This window comes from Bacillus cereus group sp. MG20, assembly GCF_040459885.1.
GTDB lineage: Bacteria > Bacillota > Bacilli > Bacillales > Bacillaceae_G > Bacillus_A > Bacillus_A cereus.
The window spans coordinates 1,262,028-1,288,710 of record NZ_JARVHF010000001.1 but is presented as its reverse complement, the minus strand read 5'-3'; the positions used below and the strand labels follow the sequence as shown (position 1 = coordinate 1,288,710).

Here is a 26,683-nt window from a genome sequence, read left to right as displayed (position 1 = left end):
AGGGATGACGATGAGCCATTTGTTAACGATGAGTGAATTATCGGAAGTAGAAATTTCAGAAATCCTAAAAGACGCAGAAGATTTTGCGAATGGAAAAGAGAGCAAAACGACAGAGCAAACTTTTGTTGCAAACTTGTTCTTTGAGAATAGTACGAGAACGAGATTTAGCTTTGAAGTTGCTGAGAAGAGATTAGGACTAGATGTTTTAAACTTTTCAGCTGATGCATCTAGCGTACAAAAAGGAGAAACTTTATACGATACGATAAGAACACTAGAATCAATCGGAACAAAAGCAGTGGTCATCCGCCATGAGCAAGATCGCTACTTCGATGAACTAAAAGATCAGGTGAATATCCCGATCTTAAACGCTGGAGATGGATGTGGAAACCACCCAACACAGTGCCTACTCGACCTTCTTACAATTAAACAAGAGTTTGGAAGATTTGAAGGTTTGAAGATTGCAATAGTAGGAGATGTTCGTCATAGCCGAGTAGCACGTTCTAATGCAGAAGCATTAACGAAGCTTGGTGCAACAATTTACTTTGCAAGTCCAGAAGAGTGGAAAGGTGAAGACAACACATTTGGAACATACAAACCATTAGATGAACTTGTTCCAGAAGTGGATGTAATGATGTTACTCCGTGTACAACATGAGCGTCATGATCATTATGAAACAGACATTATGAAAGAATATCATGAGAAACACGGATTAACAGTAGAAAGAGAACAGCGTATGAAAGAAGGAAGCATTATTATGCATCCAGCTCCCGTAAACCGTGATGTTGAAATTGCAAGTGAACTTGTTGAGTGTGAGCGTTCACGCATATTTAAACAAATGGAAAATGGAGTTTACGTAAGAATGGCTGTACTAAAACGCGCCTTACCAAATGTATTAGGAGGAATGAAACATGAATTACTTGTTTAAAAATGGTCGTTATATGAATGAAGAAGGAAAAATTGTAGCAACAGATCTTCTCGTACAAGACGGTAAAATCGCTAAGGTAGCAGAAAATATTACGGCAGATAATGCTGAAGTAATCGATGTGAACGGAAAGTTAATCGCACCTGGATTAGTAGATGTACACGTACATCTTCGTGAACCAGGTGGTGAACATAAAGAAACAATTGAAACAGGTACACTAGCAGCGGCAAAAGGTGGATTCACTACAATTTGTGCAATGCCAAATACACGTCCAGTACCAGATTGCAGAGAACATATGGAAGACTTGCAAAATCGTATTAAAGAAAAAGCACATGTCAACGTACTACCATACGGAGCAATTACAGTACGTCAAGCTGGTTCTGAAATGACAGATTTCGAAACATTAAAAGAACTTGGAGCATTTGCTTTCACAGATGACGGCGTAGGCGTACAAGATGCGAGCATGATGTTAGCGGCTATGAAACGTGCAGCAAAATTAGATATGGCAGTAGTTGCGCACTGTGAAGAGAATACGCTTATTAATAAAGGTTGTGTACATGAAGGGAAGTTTTCTGAGAAACACGGATTAAACGGTATCCCATCAGTATGTGAATCTGTACATATTGCAAGGGATATATTGCTTGCGGAAGCAGCAGATTGTCACTATCACGTATGTCACGTAAGTACGAAAGGTTCAGTACGTGTAATCCGTGATGCGAAACGCGCTGGAATTAAAGTAACAGCAGAAGTAACACCACATCACCTAGTGTTATGTGAAGATGATATCCCATCAGCTGATCCTAATTTTAAAATGAACCCACCGCTTCGTGGAAAAGAAGACCATGCAGCATTAATTGAAGGTTTATTAGATGGAACGATCGATATGATCGCAACTGACCATGCACCGCATACAGCGGAAGAGAAAGCACAAGGAATTGAAAGAGCACCATTCGGAATTACTGGTTTTGAAACAGCATTCCCGCTTCTATACACAAACCTTGTGAAAAAAGGAGTTATTACGCTAGAACAATTAATTCAATATTTAACAGAAAAGCCAGCTGATACATTCGGCTTAGAAGCAGGTCGCCTGAAAGAAGGTAGAACAGCTGATATTACAATCATTGATTTAGAACAAGAAGAAGAGATTGATCCAACAACATTCTTATCAAAAGGAAAAAATACACCATTCGCAGGTTGGAAATGCCAAGGATGGCCGGTAATGACAATCGTTGGTGGTAAGATCGCATGGCAAAAGGAGAGTGCATTAGTATGAAAAGACAACTTATCTTAGAAGATGGAACAGTATTAATTGGAAAAGGTTTCGGAGGAGAAATCGAAAAGTCAGGTGAGGTTGTATTTACAACAGGAATGACTGGATATCAAGAAACATTATCTGATCCATCATATTGCGGTCAAATCGTAACATTCACGTACCCATTAATCGGAAACTACGGCATTAACCGTGACGATTTCGAATCGATTCACCCATCTGTAAATGGTTTAATCGTAAACGAAATTTGTGATCATCCATCAAACTTCCGTAATGAAATTTCGTTAAATGATTACTTAAAAGAAAGAAACATCCCGGGATTAGCAGGAATTGATACGAGAAAATTAACGAGAAAAATTCGTCAATACGGTACATTACGCGGACGCCTTTGTAACATGGATGCAGATGTAGAATACATCGTGAGCCAATTAAAAGCGACAGTATTTACAGATCATGTGAAACGCGTATCAACGAAAGATCCATACCCAAGTCCAGGACGCGGACACCGAGTTGTACTTGTAGACTTCGGAATGAAACATGGTATTTTACGAGAATTAAATAAGCGTGACTGTGATGTAATTGTAGTTCCTTACAACACAACAGCAGAAGAAATTTTACGCCTTAGCCCAGATGGAATTATGTTAAGTAACGGACCTGGGGATCCAAAAGATGTACCAGAAGCAATTGAAATGTTAAAAGACATTATCGGTAAAGTTCCTTTATTCGGAATTTGCCTAGGACATCAATTGTTCGCTCTAGCATCTGGTGCAAATACAAGTAAGTTGAAATTCGGTCACCGTGGTTTAAACCATCCAGTAAAAAATCTTGCAACTGGAAAAGTAGCAATTACATCTCAAAACCATGGTTACGCAGTAGAAGAAGAATCAGTTGAAAATACAGAGCTTGAAATTACACATGTTGCTTTAAATGATGGAACAGTAGAAGGTCTTCGTCATAAGAAGTTCCCAGCATTTACAGTACAATACCATCCAGAAGCTTCAGCAGGACCTGAAGATGCAAATGATTTATTCGAAGATTTCTTAGCAATGATTGAAAACTTCAAGAAAGAAGGGGAAGAGTTATGCCAAAACGCCTAGACATTAACACAATTTTAGTAATCGGATCAGGACCAATTGTAATTGGGCAAGCAGCGGAGTTTGACTACTCTGGTACACAAGCTTGTCAATCTCTAAGAGAAGAAGGTTACAAAGTAATCCTTGTTAACTCTAACCCAGCAACAATTATGACAGATACTGCAACAGCAGATAAAGTATATATCGAACCATTAACATTAGAATTCGTAAGCCGTATTATTCGTAAAGAACGTCCAGATGCAATCTTACCAACATTAGGTGGTCAAACAGGGTTAAATATGGCTGTTGAACTTGCGAAATCAGGCATACTTGAAGAATGCGGAGTTGAAATTTTAGGAACGAAATTATCAGCCATCGAGCAAGCGGAGGATCGTGATTTATTCCGTACATTAATGCAGGATTTAAATGAACCAATTCCATCTAGTACGATCATTCATACGCTGGAAGAAGCACATGAATTTGTAAAAGAAATTGGTTATCCAGTTATTGTTCGCCCAGCATTTACAATGGGAGGAACAGGTGGCGGAATTTGTAGTAATGAAGAAGAACTAATTGAAATCGTATCCGGTGGATTAAAACATAGTCCAGTAACACAATGTTTATTAGAAAAGAGCATTGCTGGTTGTAAGGAAATTGAATATGAAGTAATGCGTGATTCGAATGATAACGCGATTGTAGTATGTAACATGGAAAACATCGATCCAGTTGGGGTTCACACAGGTGATTCTATCGTAGTAGCACCAAGCCAAACATTAAGCGACCGTGAATATCAAATGTTACGAAACACTTCATTACGAATTATTCGTGCATTAGGAATTGAAGGTGGATGTAACGTTCAGCTTGCACTAGATCCACATAGCTTCCAATACTATGTAATCGAAGTAAACCCACGTGTAAGTCGTTCATCTGCACTAGCATCTAAAGCGACTGGATATCCAATTGCAAAATTAGCAGCGAAAATTGCAGTCGGCTTAACATTAGATGAAATCATAAACCCAGTAACACAAAAAACTTACGCTTGCTTCGAGCCAGCATTAGACTATGTTGTTTCAAAAATTCCACGCTGGCCATTTGATAAGTTTGAATCAGCAAACAGAACACTTGGTACACAAATGAAGGCAACTGGTGAAGTTATGTCAATTGGACGTAACTTAGAGCAATCATTATTAAAAGCGGTTCGTTCTTTAGAGCTTGGCATTTATCACTTAGAATTAGACCACTTAAAAGAACTTGATAAAGAAACAATGAAAAAACGCATTATTAAAGCAGACGATGAGCGACTGTTTATTGTAGCAGAAGCAATTCGTCAAGGTGTAACGAAAGAAGAAATCAACGAATGGTGTGAAATGGACTTCTTCTTCTTACAAAAAATTGAAAACATCGTAAATATGGAACGCGAAGTAAAAGCGAATGTAGGAAATATGGAAGTACTACAAGCTGCGAAAGAAATGGGCTTCAGTGATCACTACATTGCAGCTGCTTGGAACAAAACGGAGCGTGAAATTTACGATATGCGTAAAGAAAGCAATATAACTCCTGTTTATAAAATGGTAGATACTTGTGCGGCAGAGTTTGAATCTGCAACACCATACTACTACAGCACATATGGTGATGAGAATGAATCGGTGATAACAGATCGTAAGAGTGTTGTTGTACTAGGGTCTGGTCCAATCCGTATCGGTCAAGGGGTTGAGTTTGACTATGCAACAGTTCACTCTGTATGGGCAATTAAAGAAGCTGGATATGAGGCAATCATTGTTAATAACAATCCAGAAACAGTTTCAACAGACTTCAGTATTTCTGACAAATTATACTTTGAACCATTAACAATCGAAGATGTAATGCACATCATTGATTTAGAAAAACCAGAAGGCGTTATTGTTCAGTTCGGTGGACAAACGGCAATTAACTTAGCGGCGAAATTAGAGGCTCACGGTGTGAAAATCTTAGGAACATCACTTGAAGACTTAGACCGTGCAGAAGATCGTGATAAATTTGAAGCTGCTTTAACAAAACTTGGTATCCCGCAACCAGTTGGTAAAACAGCAACGACTGTAGAACAAGCGGTAGCAATCGCAGAAGAAATTGGTTATCCAGTATTAGTAAGACCATCTTACGTACTAGGTGGACGTGCGATGGAAATCGTATATCGTCAAGAAGAACTGCTGCACTACATGAAAAATGCAGTTAAAGTTCATGCAGATCACCCAGTATTAATCGACCGTTACATGGTTGGTAAAGAAATTGAAGTAGATGCAATTTCAGATGGTGAGAATGTATTCATTCCAGGTATTATGGAACATATTGAACGCGCTGGAGTTCACTCTGGTGACTCAATTGGAGTATATCCACCACAAAGTTTATCTGAAAAACTAAAAGAACAAATCATTGAACATACAATTGCACTTGGAAAAGGATTAAACATTGTTGGATTACTAAATATCCAGTTTGTAGTATTCAAAGATCAAGTGTACGTAATTGAAGTAAACCCACGTGCAAGCCGTACAGTACCGTTCTTAAGTAAAATTACAGGCGTACCGATGGCGAATGTTGCAACGAAAGTTATTTTAGGGCAAGACCTAGTAGAGCAAGGATACGGAACGGGCTATCACCCAGAAGAGAAAGAAGTATATGTAAAAGCTCCGGTATTCTCATTCGCGAAACTACGTTCAGTTGATACAACATTAGGACCTGAAATGAAATCAACAGGGGAAGTAATGGGTAAAGACTTAACGCTTGAAAAAGCATTATATAAAGGATTAGTTGCTTCAGGAATTAACATCCCAACGCACGGATCAGTAATCATTACTGTAGCGGATAAAGATAAAGAAGAGGCGATGGAAATTGCAAAACGTTTCCACGAAATCGGCTATAACTTATTAGCAACAGCTGGAACAGCACAATCATTAGAAGAGCAAAATATCCCAGTACAAGTTGTAAACAAAATTGATTCTGAAGACTACAACTTACTAGATATTATCCGTCAAGGAAAAGCACAGTTTGTAATTAACACATTAACAAAAGGTAAACAACCAGCGCGTGATGGTTTCCGCATTCGCCGTGAATCAGTAGAAAATGGTGTGGCTTGCTTAACATCACTTGATACAACAAGAGCAATCTTACGAGTATTAGAATCTATGACATTCTCAGCTCATTCAATGAAAGAAATTACGCAAACAAAGCGTCACGAGGTGGTACATGCATGATGCAAAAGCAAAATATGATCGTCGTTAATCAAAAAGAAATCGCAAAAAACATTTACGAGTTAGTGCTTCAAGGAACTTTAGTACAGCAAATGAACGAACCAGGGCAGTTTGTACACATTAAGGTAGCAGAGGGCATTGCGCCCCTTCTGCGCCGCCCGATTAGTATTTGTAATGTAGATCAAGAGAAGAACGAATTTACAATGCTATATCGTGCGGAAGGACAAGGGACAAAAACATTAGCAACTAGAAAACAAGGTGAAATGGTAGACGTACTAGGACCACTAGGACACGGTTTTCCTGTAGAAGAAGCAGAACCTGGTCAAACAGCTTTACTAGTAGGCGGGGGGATTGGTGTACCACCACTTTATGAACTATCACAGCGCCTCGTTGCAAAAGGTGTACGTGTAATTCACATCTTAGGTTTTCAAACGAAAGATGTAGTTTTCTATGAAGAAAAATTTGCAGAACTTGGTGATACGTACGTTGCGACAGTAGATGGTACACACGGTACAAAAGGATTTGTCACAGATGTAATTGATAATTACGGAATTGACTTTGATATTCTTTATTCATGTGGTCCGTTAGCGATGCTTCGTGCATTAGAAGGACGTTACAAAGAGAAAAAAGCCTATATTTCATTAGAAGAACGTATGGGCTGCGGTATTGGAGCTTGTTTCGCATGTGTATGCCACTTACAAGAAGATCCAAGTGGACATTCTTACAAGAAGGTGTGTAGCGACGGACCAGTATTTCCAATCGGGGAGGTTGTACTATGAACAGATTGCAAGTTGAATTACCAGGATTATCATTAAAAAATCCAATTATACCGGCATCTGGATGCTTTGGATTTGGTCGTGAATATGCACAGTTTTACGATTTAAGTGTACTAGGATCAATCATGATTAAAGCGACGACAGAACAACCACGCTATGGAAATCCAACACCTCGTGTTGCTGAAACACCGGGCGGCATGTTAAATGCGATCGGACTTCAAAACCCAGGGTTAGAAAAAGTAATGAATTCTGAATTACCATGGTTAGAACAATTTGACCTTCCAATCATTGCGAACGTTGCAGGCTCACAAGCTGAGGATTACGTAGCGGTTGCAAAGGAAATTTCTAAAGCGCCTAATGTCCATGCACTAGAATTAAATATTTCTTGTCCGAACGTAAAAACAGGTGGTATCGCCTTTGGTACAAATCCTGAAATTGCTGCTGATTTAACGAAGCGAGTAAAAGAGGTTTCTGAAGTACCTGTATACGTGAAGTTGTCACCGAACGTGGCAAACATAGTGGAAATTGCAAAAGCGATTGAAAATGCAGGTGCAGATGGTTTAACGATGATTAATACATTGCTTGGTATGCGTTTAGATTTAAAAACAGCTAAACCAATTTTAGCAAACCGTACAGGCGGATTATCAGGTCCTGCGATTAAGCCAGTAGCAATTCGTATGGTACATGAAGTAAGCCAAGCGGTTAACATTCCAATTATCGGAATGGGTGGTATTGAAACAGCGGAAGATGTAATTGAATTCTTCTACGCTGGCGCAAGCGCAGTTGCAGTAGGTACAGCGAACTTTATCGATCCGTTCGTATGTCCGACAATTATTGAAGAGTTACCAGCATTACTAGATGAATTAGGATTTGATCACATTTCGGAATGTCAAGGAAGGAGCTGGAAGCAAACATGTCACAGTCGTTAATCGTTGCACTAGATTTTCCAGGGAAACAAGATGTAGAACAATTCTTGTGCCACTTTGAAGGGGAAGAGTTATTTGTCAAAGTTGGTATGGAGTTATTTTACAAAGAAGGCCCTGCAATTATTACGTACTTAAAAGAAAAAGGACATAAGATTTTTCTAGATTTAAAACTTCATGATATTCCGAATACAGTAAAAAGCGCTATGCGTAGCCTAGCTAGTCTAGATGTTGATATGGTAAATGTTCATGCTGCTGGGGGAAGCAGCATGATGAAAGCTGCGATTGAGGGATTAGAGGAAGGTAAGCAAGAAGGAAAAGAGAGACCGATTTGCATTGCAGTTACACAACTAACAAGCACTTCGGAAGCTATGATGAAAAAAGAGATCGGCATTGAGAAGACGTTAGAAGAAGCGGTTGCTCATTATGCAAAACTAACGAAAGAAAGTGGACTTGATGGCGTTGTTTGCTCAACGCTTGAAGTTCCAAAATTACGTGAAGTATGCGGAAATGAATTTGTAACAGTAACACCGGGGATTCGTCTTGCAAGCGATGATGTAAATGACCAGGTGCGCGTAGCAACACCGAAACGTGCGAGGGAACTTGGCTCAAGCTACATCGTAGTTGGACGTAGCATTACAAAAGCAGAAAATCCGCTTGAAGCGTATAAAACAGTAAAACAACAGTGGGAAGGTGTAACAGTATGAAAAAAGAAATCGCATCGCATTTATTAGAAATTGGAGCAGTATTTTTACAACCGAATGATCCATTCACATGGTCTTCAGGTATGAAATCACCAATTTATTGTGATAACCGTTTAACTTTATCTTATCCAAAAGTACGTCAAGCGATTGCAGCTGGATTAGAAGAGTTAATTAAAGAGCATTTCCCAACTGTAGAAGTTATTGCAGGAACAGCAACTGCTGGTATTGCGCACGCTGCATGGGTAAGCGATCGTATGGATTTACCAATGTGCTACGTACGTAGTAAAGCAAAAGGCCACGGTAAAGGGAATCAAATTGAAGGAAAAGCTGAAAAAGGTCAAAAAGTTGTAGTAGTAGAAGACTTAATTTCAACTGGCGGAAGTGCAATTACATGTGTAGAAGCACTTCGCGAAGCTGGCTGTGAAGTATTAGGAATCGTATCAATCTTCACATACGAGCTAGAAGCAGGAAAAGAAAAGCTAGAAGCAGCTAACGTAGCATCATATTCTTTAAGTGATTACAGTGCATTAACTGAAGTTGCAGCAGAAAAAGGTATGATCGGACAAGCTGAAACGAAAAAATTACAAGAGTGGCGTAAAAATCCAGCTAACGAAGCTTGGATCACAGCGTAACATGAAAAAAACGACCGCAGGGGAACGCGGTCGTTTTTTATATTATTGTTAAAACTTCATGTAAAGAACAGATAGTAGGAATATCGTACTTGAGTTGTGAGTTATCTCGATTTAACCATATCCCTTGCATCCCAGCTGCTGTACTACTAATCGCATCAGTCTCTAATCGATCGCCAATATAATAGCAATCTTTCATTTCAAGGTTCGATTGTAATACGGTTCTGTGAAAAATTTCAGGATCTGGTTTCGATATACCAAGTTCACTAGAAGTAAATATACATTTAAAATGTTTAGGGCAGTTAATTTTTCGACTTGTTGTTCATAGTTACCATTACTAATGATACCTAATGAGTGACCGCCTTGCTGCAAGTTCTGTAATGTATAGTGTACATCTTCAAACGCGGTCCAGTTGTTCTTATATAGTTCTATATATTGATTGAATCTATGCTGAGATTCTTTTGGGGATAGGTTTACTTAAATAAATGATACATTCGCATTACTTGTTGTTCTTGAAAAGATAATTCCCTGGATAAAAATTTGTTGAAATATTCTTCTGATAATTCATGCCAGACTTTCGTTGCCTCTAATTCATTGCCTGAAAAAATAGTATTATATACTTGAAAAAAATCTATAATACCATTTCTTTCAGCAGCCTCATAATCAAGTAAAGTTCCATCAATATCAAAGAAAATCATATTGCTGTCTCCTTGTTAACAACTATTTAGCGTTTTCAGCAACCTCATATCCTTTCACAAACAATAGCGTCATATAAGAAACGATAAACGAGAAGATGCTGTACATGCCAACCCAAAAGAAAAATTTTGGAGTAAAGGCGATAACACCTATTATTAAAAAACTAGCAAACGTTACAATCGGCATTACGTAATACGTTTTCGTTTTGCGTGTTCCAATAACAGATACGATAAAGATAAATAATGGACAAATTAATAAGACGAAAATCAATTCATTCATAGGTATGTCCCCTTTTCTAATTGCAGTAATCTGTTTCTCGTAAACGTTTTGAAATAATTACTCTCCTAATATAATTTCGCTAAGTAATAACGAATCCCTCTTGAAAACTGATAATTCATGATGAATTTTACAAGCAAAAAACGTAAGCAAGAGAACACTTGCTTACGTTATAGGATAAACATCGCAACGATCGTGGTGACAATTAAACCGATAACAACCGGTAAAAAGTTTCGGCGTGCAAGTTCAAATGGATCGACTTTACAAATCGCAGCAGCAGGAATAAGTGCCCAAGGAATTAACGTCCCGCCCCCGGTCCATATAGCTGCAATTTGCCCGAGTGCTGTTAATGTAGCTGTGCCATGGCCAAGTGCTGTTCCAAAAAGATTGGCAATGGAACCAGCAAGTGATATACCTGAAAAACCTGATCCATCTAAGCCGGTAATGACACCCACGATGGTTAATGTCCCTGCCGATACATATTGATTTAAAGGAACAGTTTGAGATAAAGCGATGCCTAAGTCGTTAATGATTCCGTGTGAACCTTTCGGTAAATAGTCTCCGATAATTTTCACAAAGCCACTATCTCCTAAATAAAAGAGTGCAGCGATAGGAATAACTGGTCCGAAAATTTTAAAGCCAAATTGGAGCCCTTCTATGAAATAATCGGTCGTTTTATTCAGTCCATTACCTTTGTAGGCGATGAGAGAAATGATGATAATCATAATAACAGTTGTTCCGCCGATAAGTGCAGTTGCGTCGCTTCCTTGTAGTTGAAATTGAATCATGCAAAGGATATCAATGATATATACGATAGGGATACAAATAGCGAGCCATTTCTTTGTGCGAGGAGATAATGAAGTGAGCGTTTTAGAAGACTCAGTTGATAGAATAGATTCTTGTATAGCTAAGCCTGTATGAAACTCTTTTCGTAAGAAGAAAAAAGCGACGGAAGTTGTCACAACGCCCATAACGATAACGAGTGGAACACTTGCAGATACGACGCTGGAAACAGGGAGATCAGCAGCGTCTGCGGTTAATTTTGGTGCGCCTTGTATAACGAAGTCGCCGGATAAAGCAATCCCATGACCGAATAAGTTCATAGCAATTGCTACTCCAATTGGAGGAAGACCGACACGTACAGCAACCGGTAATAAAATAGCTCCCATTAAGGCGACAGCGGGAGAAGGCCAAAAGAAGAAAGAAATTGTCATCATCAAAAGGCCAATAATCCAGTAGGCGAGGGTAGGGGTACGGATCATCTTTGTAAATGGTGAAATCATTGTATCATTTATACCGGTATGAACGAGTAGGTTACTCATCGATACGATAATAGAAATGATTAATATAGTTGGTAATAGCTCAGTAATGGCGTAAATAAAACTTTGAAAAATGCTGCTAACGGCAAGAGGGATAGAACTTGTAGCAGTTAATGCTAATAAAAAGATAAAAACGATACAAATAATTGTAGTATCTTTCCGGAGAATAAAAAAGGTAATAATAGTGAGTAAACAAATAACATAGAGAGCGTGTAATAGCGTTAATTCAACTCCCATAACATTCACATCCTTAGGCAATCGTGTAGTTTATTGTATGAAAGTAGGGAAAGTATGTGAGTATAAGAAACAGAAAAAAAGGTAAAATTTCATGTACTGCAATGGTAAGGATAAAAAATGGATGTTACAATACAATTAATCCTAAAAATGGAATTCGAGGAGGGCTTATGCACAAAAAAATTGGATTTTTGGGATTTATCATAACTTGTAGTCTATTAATCATTTTAAAGCTATTTACAAACAATGAATGGATAAGTATTATACCTGTTTTCGGGTTTGTATTTATACTTTTATATAACTGGGATGGTATGAAACAATACAGTAAAAAGTATCGGAATTATGATAGGTATCATCGTTGTATGCTCATTGTTCGCAGGGGTTATTTTAATAGAGGGTCAGAAACAAATGGAGAAAATGTCTATTTTTCAAGAATGGATGTCTTCTGCAAACGGTCTTTATCTTGTAATTATAGTTGTTATTTTTCTAAGAATTGTTATAAGTATAGCAAGTTACATATTAAAGGAGAAGTAGAATGGGGGAGTACGAATGAGAGAAAAAATAGGATATTATGGTGTGCTAGTTTGTTTACTATTATCAGTTATTTCAGGACAATTTCTTAACAGTGAATGGGTACCAGTTATATTATGTATAGGAGTATTGATTTTTGCTCCTATGTATCGCTGGAATGAATGGAAAGCATATAGTCGAAAAAGAAAATGGTTTTCAGCATCGAATTTGTCATTATAATCAGTACAATTCCGTTTTTGTTATGGAAAGGAAATGAGATAATAGATGGAATTGTAATGTTTCAAGGGTGGTTGTTTATTGCGAAAATGCTATATTTAATATGCATTTTAATGTTGGTAGTGGTAGTCACTAAAATAGTAAACGAAAAGCTATTCGTTAATGAATAAAAGAAAATGCCACCTTATTCGGTGGCATTTCCTCATTTTACTGCATGAGCTTTTTGCATCTTTTTAATTAAACGAATTTGTCCACGATGATTGATTTCATCTTCAAAAACGTGAAACCACTTAAAATAGTTATTTGCTGGTTTGTCATACCAAAAGTCTGTCGTTTTAAATAACCATTCATCAGGTAACGATTGAAAAGTCTCGATTGTTTTGGAACGTACTTCTTGTAATGTATTTATGTAAAATTCTATAGCGTTTCCTTTTATTTTCTCAGGTCCAAGATCGCCTAATTCAATGCCAGGTAACCAGCGTTCTAATTCAGCCTCCGTTGGTTCACGGTCTTCAAAAGTATGAATCTGGTAGTAAAATTCAATAGCAGCCATATGATACAATAACATGCCAATTGAATTTGCTTCCTTATCATATAAATAATCAAGTTCTTCAATTGTTAAACTTTCCACTGCTTGCATTGTTGTATAGCGAGCGTAATTCATCATGGAAACAAGCTTTGAAAATTCTACATGTAAACCCTCCAATTTATCAATTACAAAATTCAATTAAAATTCCCCCTCTTTAAATGAATACTCCAGAGAAGGAATTCTATGTGCAAAAAAAGTTTTGTTTAAACCTTCATAATATTAACAAGGGATTATAATTAGTTCTCTATTTGATTTTGTAATAACGTCATAACCATCTTTGGTGATGACAATATCATCTTCGATTCTACAACCGCCCCAGTTCGGTATGTAAATGCCCGGCTCAACTGTAACAACCATACCTTCTTGTAAAGTTGCCTTGCTTTCTTGGGATAGGCGAAGTGGTTCATGTATTTCTAACCCAAGACCGTGCCCGGTAGAGTGGCCAAAGTATTGACCGTATCCATGTTCTGTAATGTAATTCCTCGTTATATCATCGATACTTTTCGCAGTTTCTCCAGGCTTAATTGCTTCAGTCCCACGCTTTAACGCTTCTCGTACAACATTGTATATTTTTTGGAATTCTTCCGATGGTTCCCCGATTGCTACGGTACGTGTTATATCGGAACAATATCCGTCGTAAAGTGCACCGAAGTCTAATGTAACGATATCGCCTCGTTCGATTATTTTATTTGATGCAACTCCATGGGGAAGTGAAGAACGAACGCCTGAGGCTACAATGATTTGGAATGAAGAAGATGTAGCCCCTTTTTTTCGCATGAAAAATTCTAACTCATCTCGAACGTCAGTCTCGCTTATTCCAGGCTTTAGAAATGTAACAATATGGTGAAATGCTTCGTCAGCGATTGTAGCTGCGATTTTCATTGTTTCTATTTCAGATGTGTCTTTAATAAGTCGAATATCTTCAATGATCTCACACACTGGAACCATTTCTGTATGTATATATTTTTGTAGTTTCTTAAATTGTTGCAAAGTCATATTATTGTCTTCTATACCAAGTTTTTGAATGTTTAATTTTGATACTTGATTTGCAACTTCTTCTTCTAAATTTCCTTTATGCATAATAATTTCTGCTGCTTTTATTTCCGTTTTTGCTTGATCTACGTAACGGAAATCAGTAATGAAAATAGCTTTATGCGCAGCGATTAAGACAACGCCTGCGCTACCTGTAAAGTTTGTTGCGTATTGACGGTTTTCTTTTTTTGTAATAAGTAACCCGTCGATTCCGTAATTATGTAGTTGTTTTTGGATGTTAGTTATTCTTACATTCATTTTAATTCCTCCTTTTTACATTAATAAAGCAAGAATTGTGCCAGTATATTTATTTAGAATAAAAGAGAAGAGGGTAGCTGTGTGTCAAAAAAACTAGACGAATGTAAAATAAATATATATAAAATTTTTACAGTAAGTTTTTATGTGACTGAACAATAATATAAACTCGCAAACGAAAATCTTTTTAATTTAAATATTATATTTTTTGTATAAATAAATTAAGTTAATTGGTATAATAAGGGATTGTTACGTTTTTTATAGGTAAAGAGATGTAACGAAAAAAACTGGGTTAAGGAATGTGAGTGTATGAAGAAATTAAGTAAAGTAATGTCATTTTGTTTGACCGCTAGTATGCTTGTTATAACGGGGTGTGAAACAAGCGAACACAAAGTTCAAGTAAATGAAACGATTGAACAGCTTGATGAAGCGCCAGAAGTGACAGAAAAAGAAGCGAAAAAGATTGTAAGAAAGAGTGTAGATGGAATAGCAAATGCGTTTAGTGAGATGGAAAAAGAAAATGGATGGAGCCGAAATAATCCTGGGGATTTAGAGACAGCTAAAAAAGGAGTTAAAGGATTGGTTTCAGAAAAGTTTGTAGAGAATCAGCTTCCTAAGTCGCTTGCAACATTTAATCGATCAAGAGAGACGGATATGTTACCATTCCCTATTAATATTAAACCGAACATGAGATTAACATATTCACAGAAAAAAGATATTTTAACGATTGAGACTATCACACCTTCAAATGATATGGGAAATGAAGCAGAGATATGGGAATTTATTTTCGTTTATAAAGATGGAAAATGGTTAATAGATAAATGGTCATCGCATATACCTAGCGATTTAAAACTTACGAAGGAAGAAGCTAGTGAATTTCTGAAAATTCAAGGCTTTAAGAATGTTGATTTTGTTAAAGAAGAAGACAGTGGTGACAAAAAATATATTTTTAAAGAAAATGCTAGATTAATTGCTGTAGATGCAAAAACATCGGTTATTACATATAATTTAGATGAGCAAAAACAGGAAAAGGTAGCAAGAGAAAATAATAGTCAAGATCAAGAAACGGTTAAGGCAAATAGTGTGAGTTCACAAGTTACATCTAAAGAAGAGAAGCAACCTAAAAAAGAAACTTCGTCAGCGATAGGCAAAACTAAGGTTTTAAATGAGTTAGCTGCTCTAGAAAATCAAGAAACACATGCAAATGTTGCGTCAGATAATGACATAGTAAATGAAATAGAAGGAAATTATGAACTGTGGGATAATAAACTAAATGAAATTTACAGTACATTAAAAAGTACGATGTCACCTGATGCGTTTCAGTCATTAAAAACGAAACAAATTGCGTGGGTTAAAGAAAAAGAAAGTAAAGTTAAAGCAATTGGTACTGATACAAATAACGGAACGATGAGGCGTATAGAAGCTTCAGAAGAGAAATATAAGATGACAAAAGCAAGATGTTATGAATTAGTAAATGGGTATATGAACTAGTGTGAACGAATATAAAAAATGCGTTGCTTATAAGCAACGCATTTTTGTATTTACGCTTTTAATTTCATTACAATATCAGCATCTGGTGTTACATATACGGTTTGCTGATTGTCGTACGTAACAAAACCAAGTTTTGCACCACTCGGTTTTTTCACATGGCGTATTTTAGTGAAATCAACAGGTACAGAGCTAGACTCTTTCGCTTTACTGTAATAAGCGGCAATTTTGGCAGCTTCTAGTAAAGTTTCTTCAGCAGGCTCTAAAGAACGAATGACAACGTGAGAGCCAGGTATGTCTTTCGTATGTAACCAAATTTCATCACGGCGGGCAAACTTCGTTGTTAAATAATCATTTTGTTTATTGTTTTTACCAACGAAAATCTCTGTGCCATCACTTGCTAAATATTTATCTAATACTGGCTTAGTAGGCTTTTTCTTTGCGTTTTTCGTTTTGCGATTGCGCACATAACCTTCTTCAGCTAATTCCTCACGAATTTCTTCAATATCTTTTGAAGAAGCAGCTTCCATTTGTTGAAGTAAGCTATCAAAATAAAGAATTTCTTCATTGGTTTTTTCAATTTGTTCTTCTACAACAACAACTGAATTTTTTGCTTTTTGATACTTTTGGAAATAGCGTTGTGCATTTTCGGATGGTGTTTTTAAAGGATCTAATGTGATTTTTACAGTTCCGCCATTTTCATCGTAATAATTAACGACCTCAATATCTTTATCGCCTTTTTTCAAAGCGTACATATTAGCTGTAAGTAGCTCTCCAAATAGTTGATATTTATCTGCTTTTCCAGCATCTTGCAGTGTTTTTTCGAGTTTAATGAGTTTTTTCTCGTTTTTATTTTTTTCATTTTGCATAAAGCGTTCTAAATCATGAGCTTGTTGTTTTACACGATCGCGCTCTGCTTTTCCGAAAAAGAAACGATCAAGCAATTCACTAACAGATGAGAACGTCTTATCTTCTCCTTGCAAGTGTGCAAGAGGGAAAAGATAAAAGAATTCTTTCCCATTTGAAGTAGTCATCGCTGGTGAATATGTATGAGTTAATAATGGTTTTTGTATGGAGAAAAATGCATCCGCTAATGCTTTTTCATTTACCATACCAGCTTTTTTCACTACTTCTTTTGCGAATAACGGGGATATTCCCGTAAAGGTGCCGACAAGCTGTTTATCCATGTTTCCAGATAGAAAGTCTAGTGGTCTAATAAATTCATCATTTGTTTCAATCTGAAGTGGGTTAATTTTATGTTGTGCTGGTGGTGCAATATATTCAGCTCCAGCGTATACAGTACGATGGCGGTTTACCGCTAAAGATATGTGTTTTAAGCTATCTAAAATAACGTTTGTTTTCGTATCTACTAAGATAATGTTACTATGTCGGCCCATTATTTCGATTACTAATGTTTTTAATGATTCGTCTCCAATTTCATTCCGACTGCGAACTGTAATTTGAATAATACGTTCTAAGTCAATTTGTTCAATTTTTTCAATAAACCCACCTTCTAAATGTTTACGAAGAAGCATACAAAACATTGGCGGTATTGCTGGTGAATCGTAGTTTTGATTCGTTAAGTGCAGACGCGCATATGTAGGGTGAGACGAAAGAATTAGTTTTTGGTTCTTTCCGTTTGCTCGAATATGTAATAAAATCTCATACTTTGAAGGTTGATATATTTTGGAAATTCTTCCTGTGTAAAGAGAATTTGCAATTTCATGTGTAATTGCTCTTGTAAATAATCCATCGAATGCCATAAATGAACACTCCTTTCTAACTAAAAGTTAATTATAGCATTTTTTTGGACGAGGCTGAATAAGCTTTCAATAGAGTATGTCTGGAATCAGGAGGTCGATGGCAGGATGAACTGGTATGGAATGCGGGCACATGAAGTGGAAGAAAGAACGAATACGAATGTAAAGGTTGGACTTACAGAGAAAGAAGCAGAAGGGCGCGTAAAGAAATTTGGTACTAATGAATTAGAAGAAGCAAAAAGGCCTTCTGCACTAATGGTATTTTTAGCACAGTTTAAAGATTTCATGGTACTCGTTTTGTTTGGAGCAACAATTGTTTCTGCGTTTTTAGGTGAATACATTGATTCTATTGCTATTGTTGCCATTGTTATTATCAATGGTATTCTCGGATTTTTTCAAGAAAGAAAAGCTGAAAAATCATTGGAAGCTTTAAAGGAACTAGCCGCTCCACAAGTTACTGTAATGCGGAATGGAAAGTGGGTAAAAGCACCATCTAAAGCACTTGTTTTAGGTGATATTATTAAGTTTTCCAGTGGTGATCGTATTGGGGCTGATGTGCGTCTTGTTGAAGCATCAAGTTTATATATTGAAGAGTCTGCTTTGACAGGGGAGTCCGTACCTGTACAAAAGAAGGTAGAAGCATTGCAAGGGCAAGATGTTGCAATTGGTGATCAAAAAAATATGGCTTTTATGGGGACAATGATTACGCGAGGATCTGGTACAGGAGTCGTTGTAGCAACTGGTATGAATACAGCGATGGGGCAAATTGCAAATATGTTACAAAATGCAGAGCAAATGGAAACACCACTGCAAAGAAGGTTAGAACAGCTCGGAAAAATATTAATTATTGTGGCTCTTATTTTGACAGCACTCGTTGTATTAGCTGGTGTGTATCAAGGGAATGAAGTATATCATATGTTTTTAGCTGGTGTGTCTCTGGCTGTTGCGGCTATTCCAGAAGGGTTGCCGGCAATTGTTACAGTAGCTTTATCACTTGGTGTACAGCGTATGATAAAAAAGAGAGCAATTGTACGAAAGTTACCAGCCGTAGAAACGTTAGGTTGTGCTTCTGTTATATGTTCTGATAAAACGGGAACAATGACGCAAAACAAAATGATGGTAACACATATGTGGTCAGGCGGAGAATTGTGGAAAGTGACAGGGCAAGGATATGAACCTAATGGCTCTTTTATGAAAGGTGAAAAAGAAGTGAATCCAGCTAAGACAAAAGCACTTTATCAGCTACTTACATTTGGTTCACTATGTAACAATGCAAATATTATTCAAAAGAAAAAGGCGTACGTATTAGATGGAGATCCAACAGAGGGAGCGCTTGTAGCTGCAGCAATGAAAGCTGGGATAACACGTGAGGCATTGAAAGGGAAATTTGAAGTTATTCGTGAATTTCCATTTGATTCAACTCGAAAAATGATGAGTGTTATTGTACGAGATCGAGAGGGGAAAAAGTTTATTGTTACGAAGGGAGCACCGGATGTTCTTTTACAAATGAGTCAAACGATTTTATGGGGGGATAAGCAACAGCCGTTAAGTGAGCTATATAGAAAAGAAGTACAGGCGGCTATTCATAGCTTAGGTAGTCAAGCGCTTCGAACAATTGCAGTTGCGTTTAAACCTTTAAAAATAACGGATTCTATTGAACATGAAAGAGACGTTGAAAAAGATTTTATGTTGGTTGGGATACAAGGTATGATTGACCCACCAAGACCAGAAGTGGCGCAGGCGGTAAAAGAGTGTAAAGAAGCTGGTATTCGAACAGTAATGATTACAGGTGATCATAAAGTGACAGCAATGGCGATTGCTGAACAATTAGGAGTTTTGCCACCAGATGGACGCGTTGTTGAAGGAGTAGAACTCGCGAATATGGATGTGGAGGAATTAGAAAATGTTGTAGAAGATACGTATGTATTCGCTCGTGTATCACCTGAACATAAATTAAAAATTGTTAAGGCACTGCAAAATCAAGGGCATATAGTAGCGATGACAGGTGATGGAGTGAACGATGCTCCAGCTATAAAAACAGCGGATATTGGGATAGCGATGGGGATTACAGGGACAGATGTTGCAAAAGAAGCCTCTTCACTTGTTTTACTAGACGATAATTTTGCTACAATTAAGTCAGCGATTAAAGAAGGAAGAAATATATACGAGAACATACGTAAGTTCATCCGATATTTATTAGCATCAAATGTTGGAGAAATTTTAGTTATGTTATTTGCGATGTTACTTGCATTACCCCTGCCGATGGTTCCTATTCAAATTTTATGGGTGAACTTAGTTACTGATGGTTTACCAGCGATGGCATTAGGTTTGGATAAGGCTGAAGGAGATGTGATGAAGAGAACGCCGCGCCACCCGAAAGAAGGGGTATTCGCTAGAGGGCTTGCGTGGAAAATAATAAGTCGAGGTTTTTTAATTGGGGCAGTGACGTTAGTAGCGTTTATTATTGCGTATAACCAACATCCAAATGAACTGAAATATGCACAAACTGTAGCGTTCGCGACGTTGGTACTTGCTCAGCTTATTCATGTATTTGATTGTCGTAGTGAGCATTCTGTCTTTCATCGTAATCCATTTGGGAACGTGTATTTAGTAGGGGCGGTTATCATTTCATTACTACTCATGCTAGTGGTGATATATTATCCACCGTTACAACCGATTTTTAGCACAATGCCGATACAAGCAAGAGATTGGTTATTAATTGGAGGTTTGTCATCAATTCCGACTTTCTTACTAGTAGGTTCTTTATTAACAGGGAAAAAGGCGAAAAAGAAAAAGCCAATGTTATATAAGAAGGGATTAAACTTGAAATAGTCAATGTTATGAAAATGTGATATAATTTACAGAAGGTAGTAGAGCCTTGTCTCTATTACCTTTTTCATTGAGTTATTTTATGGCTTGGATGTGATAAAAATGATTTCTAGTATGACAGGGTTTGGAAGATCGAAAGTAGAAAGTGATACTTTTCAAATTACAGTAGAAATGAAATCGGTGAACCACCGTTTTTTAGAGATGAGTATTCGACTTCCTAAGCAAATGATGGTATTTGAGGACAAAATTCGTAAAATAATTGCACAGCAAGTTCGACGTGGACGCATTGAAGTGTCTATTAGTATAGCAGGTGAAGGACTTGTTGAAAGAAAATTAAGTGTGAATTGGTCACTTCTTGAGCAGTACCAATCGATGATGGAAGATATAAAAGGAAAGTTTCAATTACAAGATTCTATTACACTCGAGCAATTAATGGCAATGCCAGAAGTAACAGCAATTGAAGAAATAGAAAATGTAAATGAACATTTTGAGAACAGTTTATATGAGGCTGTTCGTCAAGCTGCTCATATGTTGAAAACGATGAGAGATGACGAAGGAGAACGATTACATAAAGATATAGCGTATCGTTTACAAGAGATTAGCAATTGTGTAAATGCAATTATTCCACATGCACCAATTGTTACACAAAAATATCGTGAACGATTAGAAAATCGCTTAAAAGAATTACATAATCAAGAGTTAGATGAACAAAGATTGCTAACAGAAGTCGCAATCTTTGCAGAGCGTTGTGATATTCATGAAGAGTTAGTTCGTTTGCAAAGTCATTTAGAGCAATTTCGTGAAACATTGCAGATTGAAGAGCCTGTTGGAAGGAAAATGGATTTCATCGTGCAAGAGATGCATAGAGAAATTAATACGATTGGTTCTAAGGCAAATGACTTAACAATTTCAAAATATGTTGTAGAAATGAAAAATAACCTTGAAAAAATTCGTGAACAAGTACAAAATATTGAGTAGCTTTCAAAAAATATATAAAGTTATACGTGGTGGAGAAATCGGATAGACTTACTAGGAGGCGCAAACTATGGCCATGCGGTTTTTAAATATTGGATACGGAAATATTGTATCTGCTCATCGAATTATTGCTATTGTAAGTCCGGAGTCAGCTCCTATTAAACGAACAGTACAAGAAGCACGCGAACATAATGCTTTGCTTGATGCTACGTATGGGAGAAAAACAAGGGCGGTTATTGTTATGGATGATGGGCATGTTGTATTAAGTCCAATTCAACCAGAGACGATTGCACATCGTTTGAATAATAAAGAAGATTTAAGTGAGGAAGGGTAGGTTTTACATATTTATGAGAAGTAGAAGAGGATTGCTCATCGTTCTTTCAGGGCCTTCTGGGGTTGGAAAAGGAACGGTTCGTAAAGAGCTGTTTAGCCATGAGGATACACGTTTTCAGTACTCTATTTCAGTAACGACACGTAAGCCGCGTGAAGGTGAAGTAGATGGTGTGGATTATTTCTTTAAAGAAAGAGAAGAATTTGAGGAAATGATTCGTAATGAAAGATTACTTGAGTGGGCTGAGTTCGTAGGTAATTATTACGGAACACCAATTGACTATGTTGAAAAAACATTACAAGAAGGAAAAGATGTATTCTTAGAAATTGAAGTGCAAGGAGCAATTCAAGTTAAGAAAGCTTTCCCAGAAGGTGTATTTATTTTCTTAGCACCTCCAAGTTTATCTGAACTAAAGAGCCGTATTGTCGGACGTGGTACAGAGACTGAAGATGTTATTGAAAATCGTTTAACTGTAGCGAAAGAAGAAATCGAGATGATGGACGCTTACGACTATGTAGTAGAAAACGATCAAGTTGAATTAGCTTGTGATAGAATTAAAGCAATTGTGGTTGGCGAACATTGCCGCCGCGAAAGGGTAGCAAAATATTATAAAGAAATGACGGAGGGTCTATAATTATGTTAAATCCATCAATTGACTCATTACTACAAAAAATCGATTCTAAGTACACATTAGTAACAGTGGCTGCAAAACGCGCACGTGAAATGCAACTTGCTAATAACTGTGTTGTAGAGCAACCTGTTTCTCATAAATGTGTAGGTAAAGCATTAGAAGAAATCGATGCAGAAGCATTAAGCTACGTACCAAGTGAAGATAAAGTAGCTGAATAAGCCTTTGCCTTCGACAAAATAAAACATAGACTTTATAATTTTCTATGTAACGGTAACAACCTATTTACAAGTAGGTTGTTATTTTTTTACGAAAGGAATGAAATATTGGTACTGACGAGCTGGGAATTCTATTTCAGTATTATAAGTTTGAAAAAGAAAGAGGACGAGTCATATGCTAAAAGGGAAAAAGATACTTCTATGTGTAACAGGAGGCATTGCGGTTTTTAAAGCAGCTGCGTTAACGAGTAAATTGACACAATCTGGCGCGATTGTAAAAGTAATGATGAGTGAGTCGGCAATGAAGTTTGTTACGCCTCTTACATTCCAAGCGCTTTCTCGCCATGATGTATATACGGATACGTTTGATGAGAAAGACTCGGCTGTTATTGCTCATATTGATTTAGCAGATTGGGCGGATGTTGTACTTGTCGCACCTGCTACTGCCAATTGTATTGGAAAGTTAGCTGGTGGTATTGCAGATGATATGATTACAACTACTCTGTTAGCTACTACAGCCCCGGTATGGATTGCGCCTGCTATGAATGTGCATATGTATGAAAATAAAATTGTTCAAAAAAATATGATGACATTGAAAACGCTAGGATATACATTTATTGAGCCTGGGGAAGGCTTTTTAGCATGTGGATATGTAGCGAAGGGACGACTAGAAGAACCTGAAGCGATTATTGCACGGTTAGAGGAAGCTTTCTCAGAACACAAACCATTGCAGGGAAAAAGAATATTAATAACTGCTGGCCCAACACGTGAAAAAGTTGATCCAGTTCGTTTTATGACGAATTTTTCTTCTGGAAAAATGGGGTATGCGATTGCAGAAGTGGCGGCGAATTTAGGCGCTGATGTTATACTCGTTTCAGGACCGACAGCATTAAATCCACCGTTACATGTAACGACAGTGCAAGTGGAATCTGCACAAGATATGTTAGAAGCAGTTCTTCAACATTATCAAAACGTAGACGTTGTCATTAAAACAGCAGCAGTTGCAGATTATCGTCCGAAATATGTTCATGATAATAAAATGAAAAAGCAAAATGGTGATGCTGTCATTGAACTCGAAAGAACGGTGGATATTTTAAAAACGTTAGGTCAGAAAAAGGATAAACAGTTACTTATCGGTTTTGCTGCTGAAACGACAAATGTAGAGGAATATGCAACGAAAAAACTACGTGAGAAAAATGCAGATATGATTGTCGCGAATGATGTAAAAGCGCAAGGAGCTGGATTTGGCACGGATACGAATATTGTAACAATGTATAGAAAAGATGGAAAAGTTATTGAGTTACCACTTTTACTGAAAAAAGAGGTAGCTCGTGAAATATTAAAGCAAATTGAAATGATGTTAGAAGATGATCGTTTATGAAATTTGCAAGTGTAATTGTTGATGTACCTGCCCGTCAGACAGATCGACCATTTGATTACATTATCCCTGAAAAATGGGAAGATATTGTACAGACAGGAATGCGTGTAGTAGTTCCGTTTGGGCCAAGGAAATTACAAGGTTTTATTATTGGGATTAAAGATTCGGTGGATGTAGAAAGTAAGAAGTTAAAGACAATCCATGAAATATTAGATGTAACACCGGTTTTAAATGATGAATTATTAAAGCTTGGATATTGGCTTACAAGTGAAACGTTATGCTACATGATTTCAGCTTTTCAAGTGATGCTTCCAACTGCGATAAAAGCAACGTATAAAAAACGTCTACAAATTTGTAAGCAGGAAGAAATAGCATCTGAAATACTATATTTATTTCAGGATAAAGAAGCAATTGATTTTGAAGTAATCGAGCAGCAGCCACATTTATACCGGACTATTCAACAAGAAATTAAAAATGGTACGGTTGAAGTCGTTTATCAAGTGAAAGATAAAGTACAAAAGAAGAAGCAAAGAGTTGTTCAGCCGGAGTTGCCAGAAGATAAATTGGAATTAGCGGCATTTGAACTGAAAAGTAAAAAACAACAAGATGTACTTTATTATTTTGTGGAAAATTATAAAAGTGTACCGTTGAAAATAATTACAGAAGAGTTACAAATAACAGATGCTCCAATAAAAGCACTTGTTAAAAAGGGCTTCATTTCAGAAAAGTATGTGGAAGTATACCGAAATCCGTATGACGATGATGATTTTGAACAAACGAAACCATTTCCACTTACGGGGGAACAAAATCAAGTTATTACACCGATTTTATCATCAATTACAAATGAAACTTATAATCCATTTTTACTATATGGTGTTACAGGAAGTGGAAAGACAGAAGTATATTTACAATCTATAGCAGCAGTGCTCGAGAAAGGAAAAGAAGCTATCGTTCTTGTTCCTGAAATTGCACTAACGCCCCAAATGGTGGATCGTTTTAAAGGTAGGTTTGGCTCGCAAGTTGCAGTTCTTCATAGTGCGTTGTCTGTTGGAGAAAAGTATGACGAGTGGCGTAAGATTTTAAGAAAAGAAGTGAAAGTTGTAGTTGGTGCGCGTTCAGCCGTTTTTGCGCCTTTTGAGAATTTAGGGATTATTATTATTGATGAAGAGCATGAATCAAGTTACAAACAAGAAGATAATCCGAGGTATCATGCAAGAGATGTAGCTATCTGGAGAGGGCAATATCATAAATGTCCTATCGTTCTTGGTAGTGCGACACCAACACTTGAATCGTTTGCAAGGGCGAAAAAAGGTGTTTATGAACTACTAACAATGGAAAAACGTATGAATGAACAAGCTTTACCAACGGTAGAGATTGTTGACATGCGAGAAGAACTTCGTGACGGGAATAGATCAATGTTTTCTAAGGCGCTGCATGAAAAAATAGCAGATCGATTAGAAAAGAAAGAACAGATGGTACTATTTTTAAATAGAAGAGGTCATTCTACATTTGTTATGTGCCGTGATTGTGGATATGTTGTACAATGTCCGCATTGTGATATTTCATTGACATATCATAAAATGAATCATCGTTTAAAATGTCATTATTGTAGTTATGAAGAAAATATGCCAACTGAGTGTCCTGCTTGTCAAAGTACATACATTCGTTTCTTTGGTACAGGTACACAAAAGGTAGAAGAAGAAATTACAAAACTATTTCCAGAGGCGCGAGTCATTCGAATGGATGTAGATACGACAAGTCGAAAAGGAATGCATGAAAAATTATTAAAGGCGTTTGGGGAAGAAAAAGCAGATATACTACTTGGAACACAAATGATTGCTAAAGGATTAGATTTTCCGAAAGTAACTCTTGTTGGGGTTTTAACTGCAGATACGATGCTTCACTTACCTGATTTTCGGGCAAGTGAAAAGACATATCAGTTATTGACGCAAGTAAGTGGACGAGCGGGTAGACATGAATTGCCAGGGGAAGTTGTGATTCAAACATATACGCCAGAACATTACAGTATAGAGTTAGCGAAGAACCAACAATATGATGTGTTTTTTGACCAAGAAATGCAAATGAGGCGAACAAGACAATATCCCCCATATTACTATGTTGTACTCATAACCGTATCTCATCCAGAATTATTAAAAGCGGTGCAAGTGACGGAAAAAATTGCCTCGTATTTGCGAACGCATTGCTCACAGCAAACAATGGTGTTAGGACCAGTTGCTTCAGCAATTCCAAGGATAAAAGATAGATATCGTTATCAATGCATGATAAAATACAAACGGGAACCAAACTTAAAGAACGTGCTCAAAATGGTAAATGAACATTATCAAGCAGAAATGCAAAAAGAGCTACAAATCTCAATTGATTTTAATCCAACAATGTTAATGTAGCG

21 protein-coding genes and 3 pseudogenes are annotated in these 26,683 nt (G+C 37.0%); 18 read left to right on the top strand and 6 right to left on the bottom strand.

Annotated elements, in window-relative coordinates; translation table 11 throughout:
• Positions 1-10: 10 nt before the first annotated feature.
• From pyrB to pyrE, 8 genes are read left to right on the top strand one after another with little or no spacing between them, the layout of a single operon-like run.
• On the top strand, positions 11-925 hold the full coding sequence (gene pyrB / locus QCI81_RS06405) for an aspartate carbamoyltransferase (RefSeq protein WP_071729785.1): 915 nt from the start codon (positions 11-13) through the stop codon (positions 923-925).
• Entirely contained in the window at positions 909-2,195 is a 1,287-nt protein-coding gene (gene pyrC / locus QCI81_RS06400) for a dihydroorotase (RefSeq protein ID WP_001108371.1), read from the top strand. Before pyrB ends, pyrC begins: the two co-directional genes overlap by 17 nt.
• Positions 2,192-3,289 (top strand): carbamoyl phosphate synthase small subunit, encoded by a 1,098-nt coding sequence (locus QCI81_RS06395; protein WP_000828670.1) that lies wholly within the window; start codon positions 2,192-2,194, stop codon positions 3,287-3,289. The genes pyrC and QCI81_RS06395 overlap by 4 nt, the downstream gene beginning before the upstream one ends.
• On the top strand, positions 3,274-6,492 hold the full coding sequence (gene carB / locus QCI81_RS06390; protein WP_001126128.1) for a carbamoyl-phosphate synthase large subunit: 3,219 nt from the start codon (positions 3,274-3,276) through the stop codon (positions 6,490-6,492). The genes QCI81_RS06395 and carB overlap by 16 nt, the downstream gene beginning before the upstream one ends.
• On the top strand, positions 6,489-7,268 hold the full coding sequence (gene pyrK, locus QCI81_RS06385; protein ID WP_071729787.1) for a dihydroorotate oxidase B electron transfer subunit: 780 nt from the start codon (positions 6,489-6,491) through the stop codon (positions 7,266-7,268). The genes carB and pyrK overlap by 4 nt, the downstream gene beginning before the upstream one ends.
• Positions 7,265-8,194 carry a dihydroorotate oxidase B catalytic subunit gene (gene pyrD, locus QCI81_RS06380; protein ID WP_001081057.1) on the top strand — a complete coding sequence of 310 codons (930 nt, stop codon included), beginning with the start codon at positions 7,265-7,267 and terminating at the stop codon, positions 8,192-8,194. The genes pyrK and pyrD overlap by 4 nt, the downstream gene beginning before the upstream one ends.
• Complete coding sequence (gene pyrF / locus QCI81_RS06375) at positions 8,179-8,895, top strand: orotidine-5'-phosphate decarboxylase (protein WP_071729788.1); 717 nt, start codon at positions 8,179-8,181, stop codon at positions 8,893-8,895. Before pyrD ends, pyrF begins: the two co-directional genes overlap by 16 nt.
• Positions 8,892-9,524 carry an orotate phosphoribosyltransferase gene (gene pyrE / locus QCI81_RS06370; protein ID WP_000711449.1) on the top strand — a complete coding sequence of 211 codons (633 nt, stop codon included), beginning with the start codon at positions 8,892-8,894 and terminating at the stop codon, positions 9,522-9,524. Before pyrF ends, pyrE begins: the two co-directional genes overlap by 4 nt.
• A 37-nt stretch (positions 9,525-9,561) precedes the next feature.
• Here pyrE and QCI81_RS27160 read toward each other — a convergent pair.
• The 3 genes and pseudogenes from QCI81_RS27160 to QCI81_RS06350 form a co-directional block, all read right to left on the bottom strand.
• Positions 9,562-10,219, bottom strand: a pseudogene (locus QCI81_RS27160) (HAD family hydrolase).
• 22 nt (positions 10,220-10,241) lie between these two features.
• Positions 10,242-10,496, bottom strand: coding sequence for a YbeF family protein (locus QCI81_RS06355; RefSeq protein ID WP_001003915.1), 255 nt, complete (start codon positions 10,494-10,496; stop codon positions 10,242-10,244).
• A 167-nt stretch (positions 10,497-10,663) separates the two neighbouring features.
• Positions 10,664-12,049 (bottom strand): hypothetical protein, encoded by a 1,386-nt coding sequence (locus tag QCI81_RS06350; RefSeq protein ID WP_071729790.1) that lies wholly within the window; start codon positions 12,047-12,049, stop codon positions 10,664-10,666.
• 167 nt (positions 12,050-12,216) lie between these two features.
• On the opposite strand from QCI81_RS06350, the pseudogene QCI81_RS06345 reads away from it, so the two are divergent.
• A pseudogene (locus QCI81_RS06345) lies at positions 12,217-12,580 on the top strand (YoqO family protein).
• Between the two features lie 15 nt (positions 12,581-12,595).
• Positions 12,596-12,963: pseudogene (locus tag QCI81_RS06340) on the top strand (YoqO family protein).
• A gap of 32 nt (positions 12,964-12,995) precedes the next feature.
• Here the strand turns inward: QCI81_RS06340 and QCI81_RS06335 are convergent.
• Together QCI81_RS06335 and QCI81_RS06330 are read right to left on the bottom strand one after the other, a co-directional pair.
• On the bottom strand, positions 12,996-13,520 hold the full coding sequence (locus tag QCI81_RS06335) for a DinB family protein (protein WP_071729792.1): 525 nt from the start codon (positions 13,518-13,520) through the stop codon (positions 12,996-12,998).
• A gap of 81 nt (positions 13,521-13,601) precedes the next feature.
• Positions 13,602-14,672 (bottom strand): M24 family metallopeptidase, encoded by a 1,071-nt coding sequence (locus tag QCI81_RS06330; RefSeq protein ID WP_001102865.1) that lies wholly within the window; start codon positions 14,670-14,672, stop codon positions 13,602-13,604.
• Positions 14,673-14,978: 306 nt separating this feature from the next.
• On the opposite strand from QCI81_RS06330, the gene QCI81_RS06325 reads away from it, so the two are divergent.
• On the top strand, positions 14,979-16,160 hold the full coding sequence (locus tag QCI81_RS06325) for a lysozyme inhibitor LprI family protein (protein WP_071729795.1): 1,182 nt from the start codon (positions 14,979-14,981) through the stop codon (positions 16,158-16,160).
• 50 nt (positions 16,161-16,210) lie between these two features.
• Here the strand turns inward: QCI81_RS06325 and QCI81_RS06320 are convergent, their stop codons facing one another.
• Positions 16,211-17,920 (bottom strand): Rqc2 family fibronectin-binding protein, encoded by a 1,710-nt coding sequence (locus tag QCI81_RS06320; RefSeq protein WP_000863271.1) that lies wholly within the window; start codon positions 17,918-17,920, stop codon positions 16,211-16,213.
• Positions 17,921-18,025: 105 nt separating this feature from the next.
• Between QCI81_RS06320 and QCI81_RS06315 the strand changes: the two genes are divergently transcribed.
• The 7 genes from QCI81_RS06315 to priA all read left to right on the top strand — a co-directional run bounded on the left by QCI81_RS06315 (position 18,026) and on the right by priA (position 26,681).
• Positions 18,026-20,749 carry a calcium-translocating P-type ATPase, SERCA-type gene (locus QCI81_RS06315; protein ID WP_001104774.1) on the top strand — a complete coding sequence of 908 codons (2,724 nt, stop codon included), beginning with the start codon at positions 18,026-18,028 and terminating at the stop codon, positions 20,747-20,749.
• Between the two features lie 99 nt (positions 20,750-20,848).
• The gene (locus QCI81_RS06310) at positions 20,849-21,724 is read left to right on the top strand and encodes a YicC/YloC family endoribonuclease (RefSeq protein ID WP_000625865.1); all 876 of its coding nucleotides are present in this window, start codon (positions 20,849-20,851) and stop codon (positions 21,722-21,724) included.
• A gap of 67 nt (positions 21,725-21,791) precedes the next feature.
• Complete coding sequence (remA, locus tag QCI81_RS06305) at positions 21,792-22,055, top strand: extracellular matrix/biofilm regulator RemA (RefSeq protein ID WP_001251456.1); 264 nt, start codon at positions 21,792-21,794, stop codon at positions 22,053-22,055.
• Positions 22,056-22,068: 13 nt separating this feature from the next.
• Positions 22,069-22,686, top strand: a complete 618-nt coding sequence (gmk, locus tag QCI81_RS06300) for a guanylate kinase (protein WP_001257742.1) — start codon at positions 22,069-22,071, stop codon at positions 22,684-22,686.
• Positions 22,687-22,688: 2 nt separating this feature from the next.
• Positions 22,689-22,901 (top strand): DNA-directed RNA polymerase subunit omega, encoded by a 213-nt coding sequence (gene rpoZ, locus QCI81_RS06295; RefSeq protein WP_000933961.1) that lies wholly within the window; start codon positions 22,689-22,691, stop codon positions 22,899-22,901.
• Positions 22,902-23,073: 172 nt separating this feature from the next.
• The gene (coaBC, locus tag QCI81_RS06290; protein WP_000911748.1) at positions 23,074-24,279 is read left to right on the top strand and encodes a bifunctional phosphopantothenoylcysteine decarboxylase/phosphopantothenate--cysteine ligase CoaBC; all 1,206 of its coding nucleotides are present in this window, start codon (positions 23,074-23,076) and stop codon (positions 24,277-24,279) included.
• Entirely contained in the window at positions 24,276-26,681 is a 2,406-nt protein-coding gene (priA, locus tag QCI81_RS06285) for a primosomal protein N' (RefSeq protein ID WP_071729796.1), read from the top strand. The genes coaBC and priA overlap by 4 nt, the downstream gene beginning before the upstream one ends.
• The last annotated feature ends 2 nt before the right edge of the window (positions 26,682-26,683 follow it).

Coding starts and splice junctions, on each gene's coding strand:
- pyrB (WP_071729785.1), top strand. CDS start 11: ATGAGCCATTTGTTAACGATGAGTGAATTATCGGAAGTAGAAATTTCA.
- pyrC (WP_001108371.1), top strand. CDS start 909: ATGAATTACTTGTTTAAAAATGGTCGTTATATGAATGAAGAAGGAAAA.
- QCI81_RS06395 (WP_000828670.1), top strand. CDS start 2,192: ATGAAAAGACAACTTATCTTAGAAGATGGAACAGTATTAATTGGAAAA.
- carB (WP_001126128.1), top strand. CDS start 3,274: ATGCCAAAACGCCTAGACATTAACACAATTTTAGTAATCGGATCAGGA.
- pyrK (WP_071729787.1), top strand. CDS start 6,489: ATGATGCAAAAGCAAAATATGATCGTCGTTAATCAAAAAGAAATCGCA.
- pyrD (WP_001081057.1), top strand. CDS start 7,265: ATGAACAGATTGCAAGTTGAATTACCAGGATTATCATTAAAAAATCCA.
- pyrF (WP_071729788.1), top strand. CDS start 8,179: ATGTCACAGTCGTTAATCGTTGCACTAGATTTTCCAGGGAAACAAGAT.
- pyrE (WP_000711449.1), top strand. CDS start 8,892: ATGAAAAAAGAAATCGCATCGCATTTATTAGAAATTGGAGCAGTATTT.
- QCI81_RS06355 (WP_001003915.1), bottom strand. CDS start 10,496: ATGAATGAATTGATTTTCGTCTTATTAATTTGTCCATTATTTATCTTT.
- QCI81_RS06350 (WP_071729790.1), bottom strand. CDS start 12,049: ATGGGAGTTGAATTAACGCTATTACACGCTCTCTATGTTATTTGTTTA.
- QCI81_RS06330 (WP_001102865.1), bottom strand. CDS start 14,672: ATGAATGTAAGAATAACTAACATCCAAAAACAACTACATAATTACGGA.
- QCI81_RS06325 (WP_071729795.1), top strand. CDS start 14,979: ATGAAGAAATTAAGTAAAGTAATGTCATTTTGTTTGACCGCTAGTATG.
- QCI81_RS06320 (WP_000863271.1), bottom strand. CDS start 17,920: ATGGCATTCGATGGATTATTTACAAGAGCAATTACACATGAAATTGCA.
- QCI81_RS06315 (WP_001104774.1), top strand. CDS start 18,026: ATGAACTGGTATGGAATGCGGGCACATGAAGTGGAAGAAAGAACGAAT.
- QCI81_RS06310 (WP_000625865.1), top strand. CDS start 20,849: ATGATTTCTAGTATGACAGGGTTTGGAAGATCGAAAGTAGAAAGTGAT.
- remA (WP_001251456.1), top strand. CDS start 21,792: ATGGCCATGCGGTTTTTAAATATTGGATACGGAAATATTGTATCTGCT.
- gmk (WP_001257742.1), top strand. CDS start 22,069: ATGAGAAGTAGAAGAGGATTGCTCATCGTTCTTTCAGGGCCTTCTGGG.
- rpoZ (WP_000933961.1), top strand. CDS start 22,689: ATGTTAAATCCATCAATTGACTCATTACTACAAAAAATCGATTCTAAG.
- coaBC (WP_000911748.1), top strand. CDS start 23,074: ATGCTAAAAGGGAAAAAGATACTTCTATGTGTAACAGGAGGCATTGCG.
- priA (WP_071729796.1), top strand. CDS start 24,276: ATGAAATTTGCAAGTGTAATTGTTGATGTACCTGCCCGTCAGACAGAT.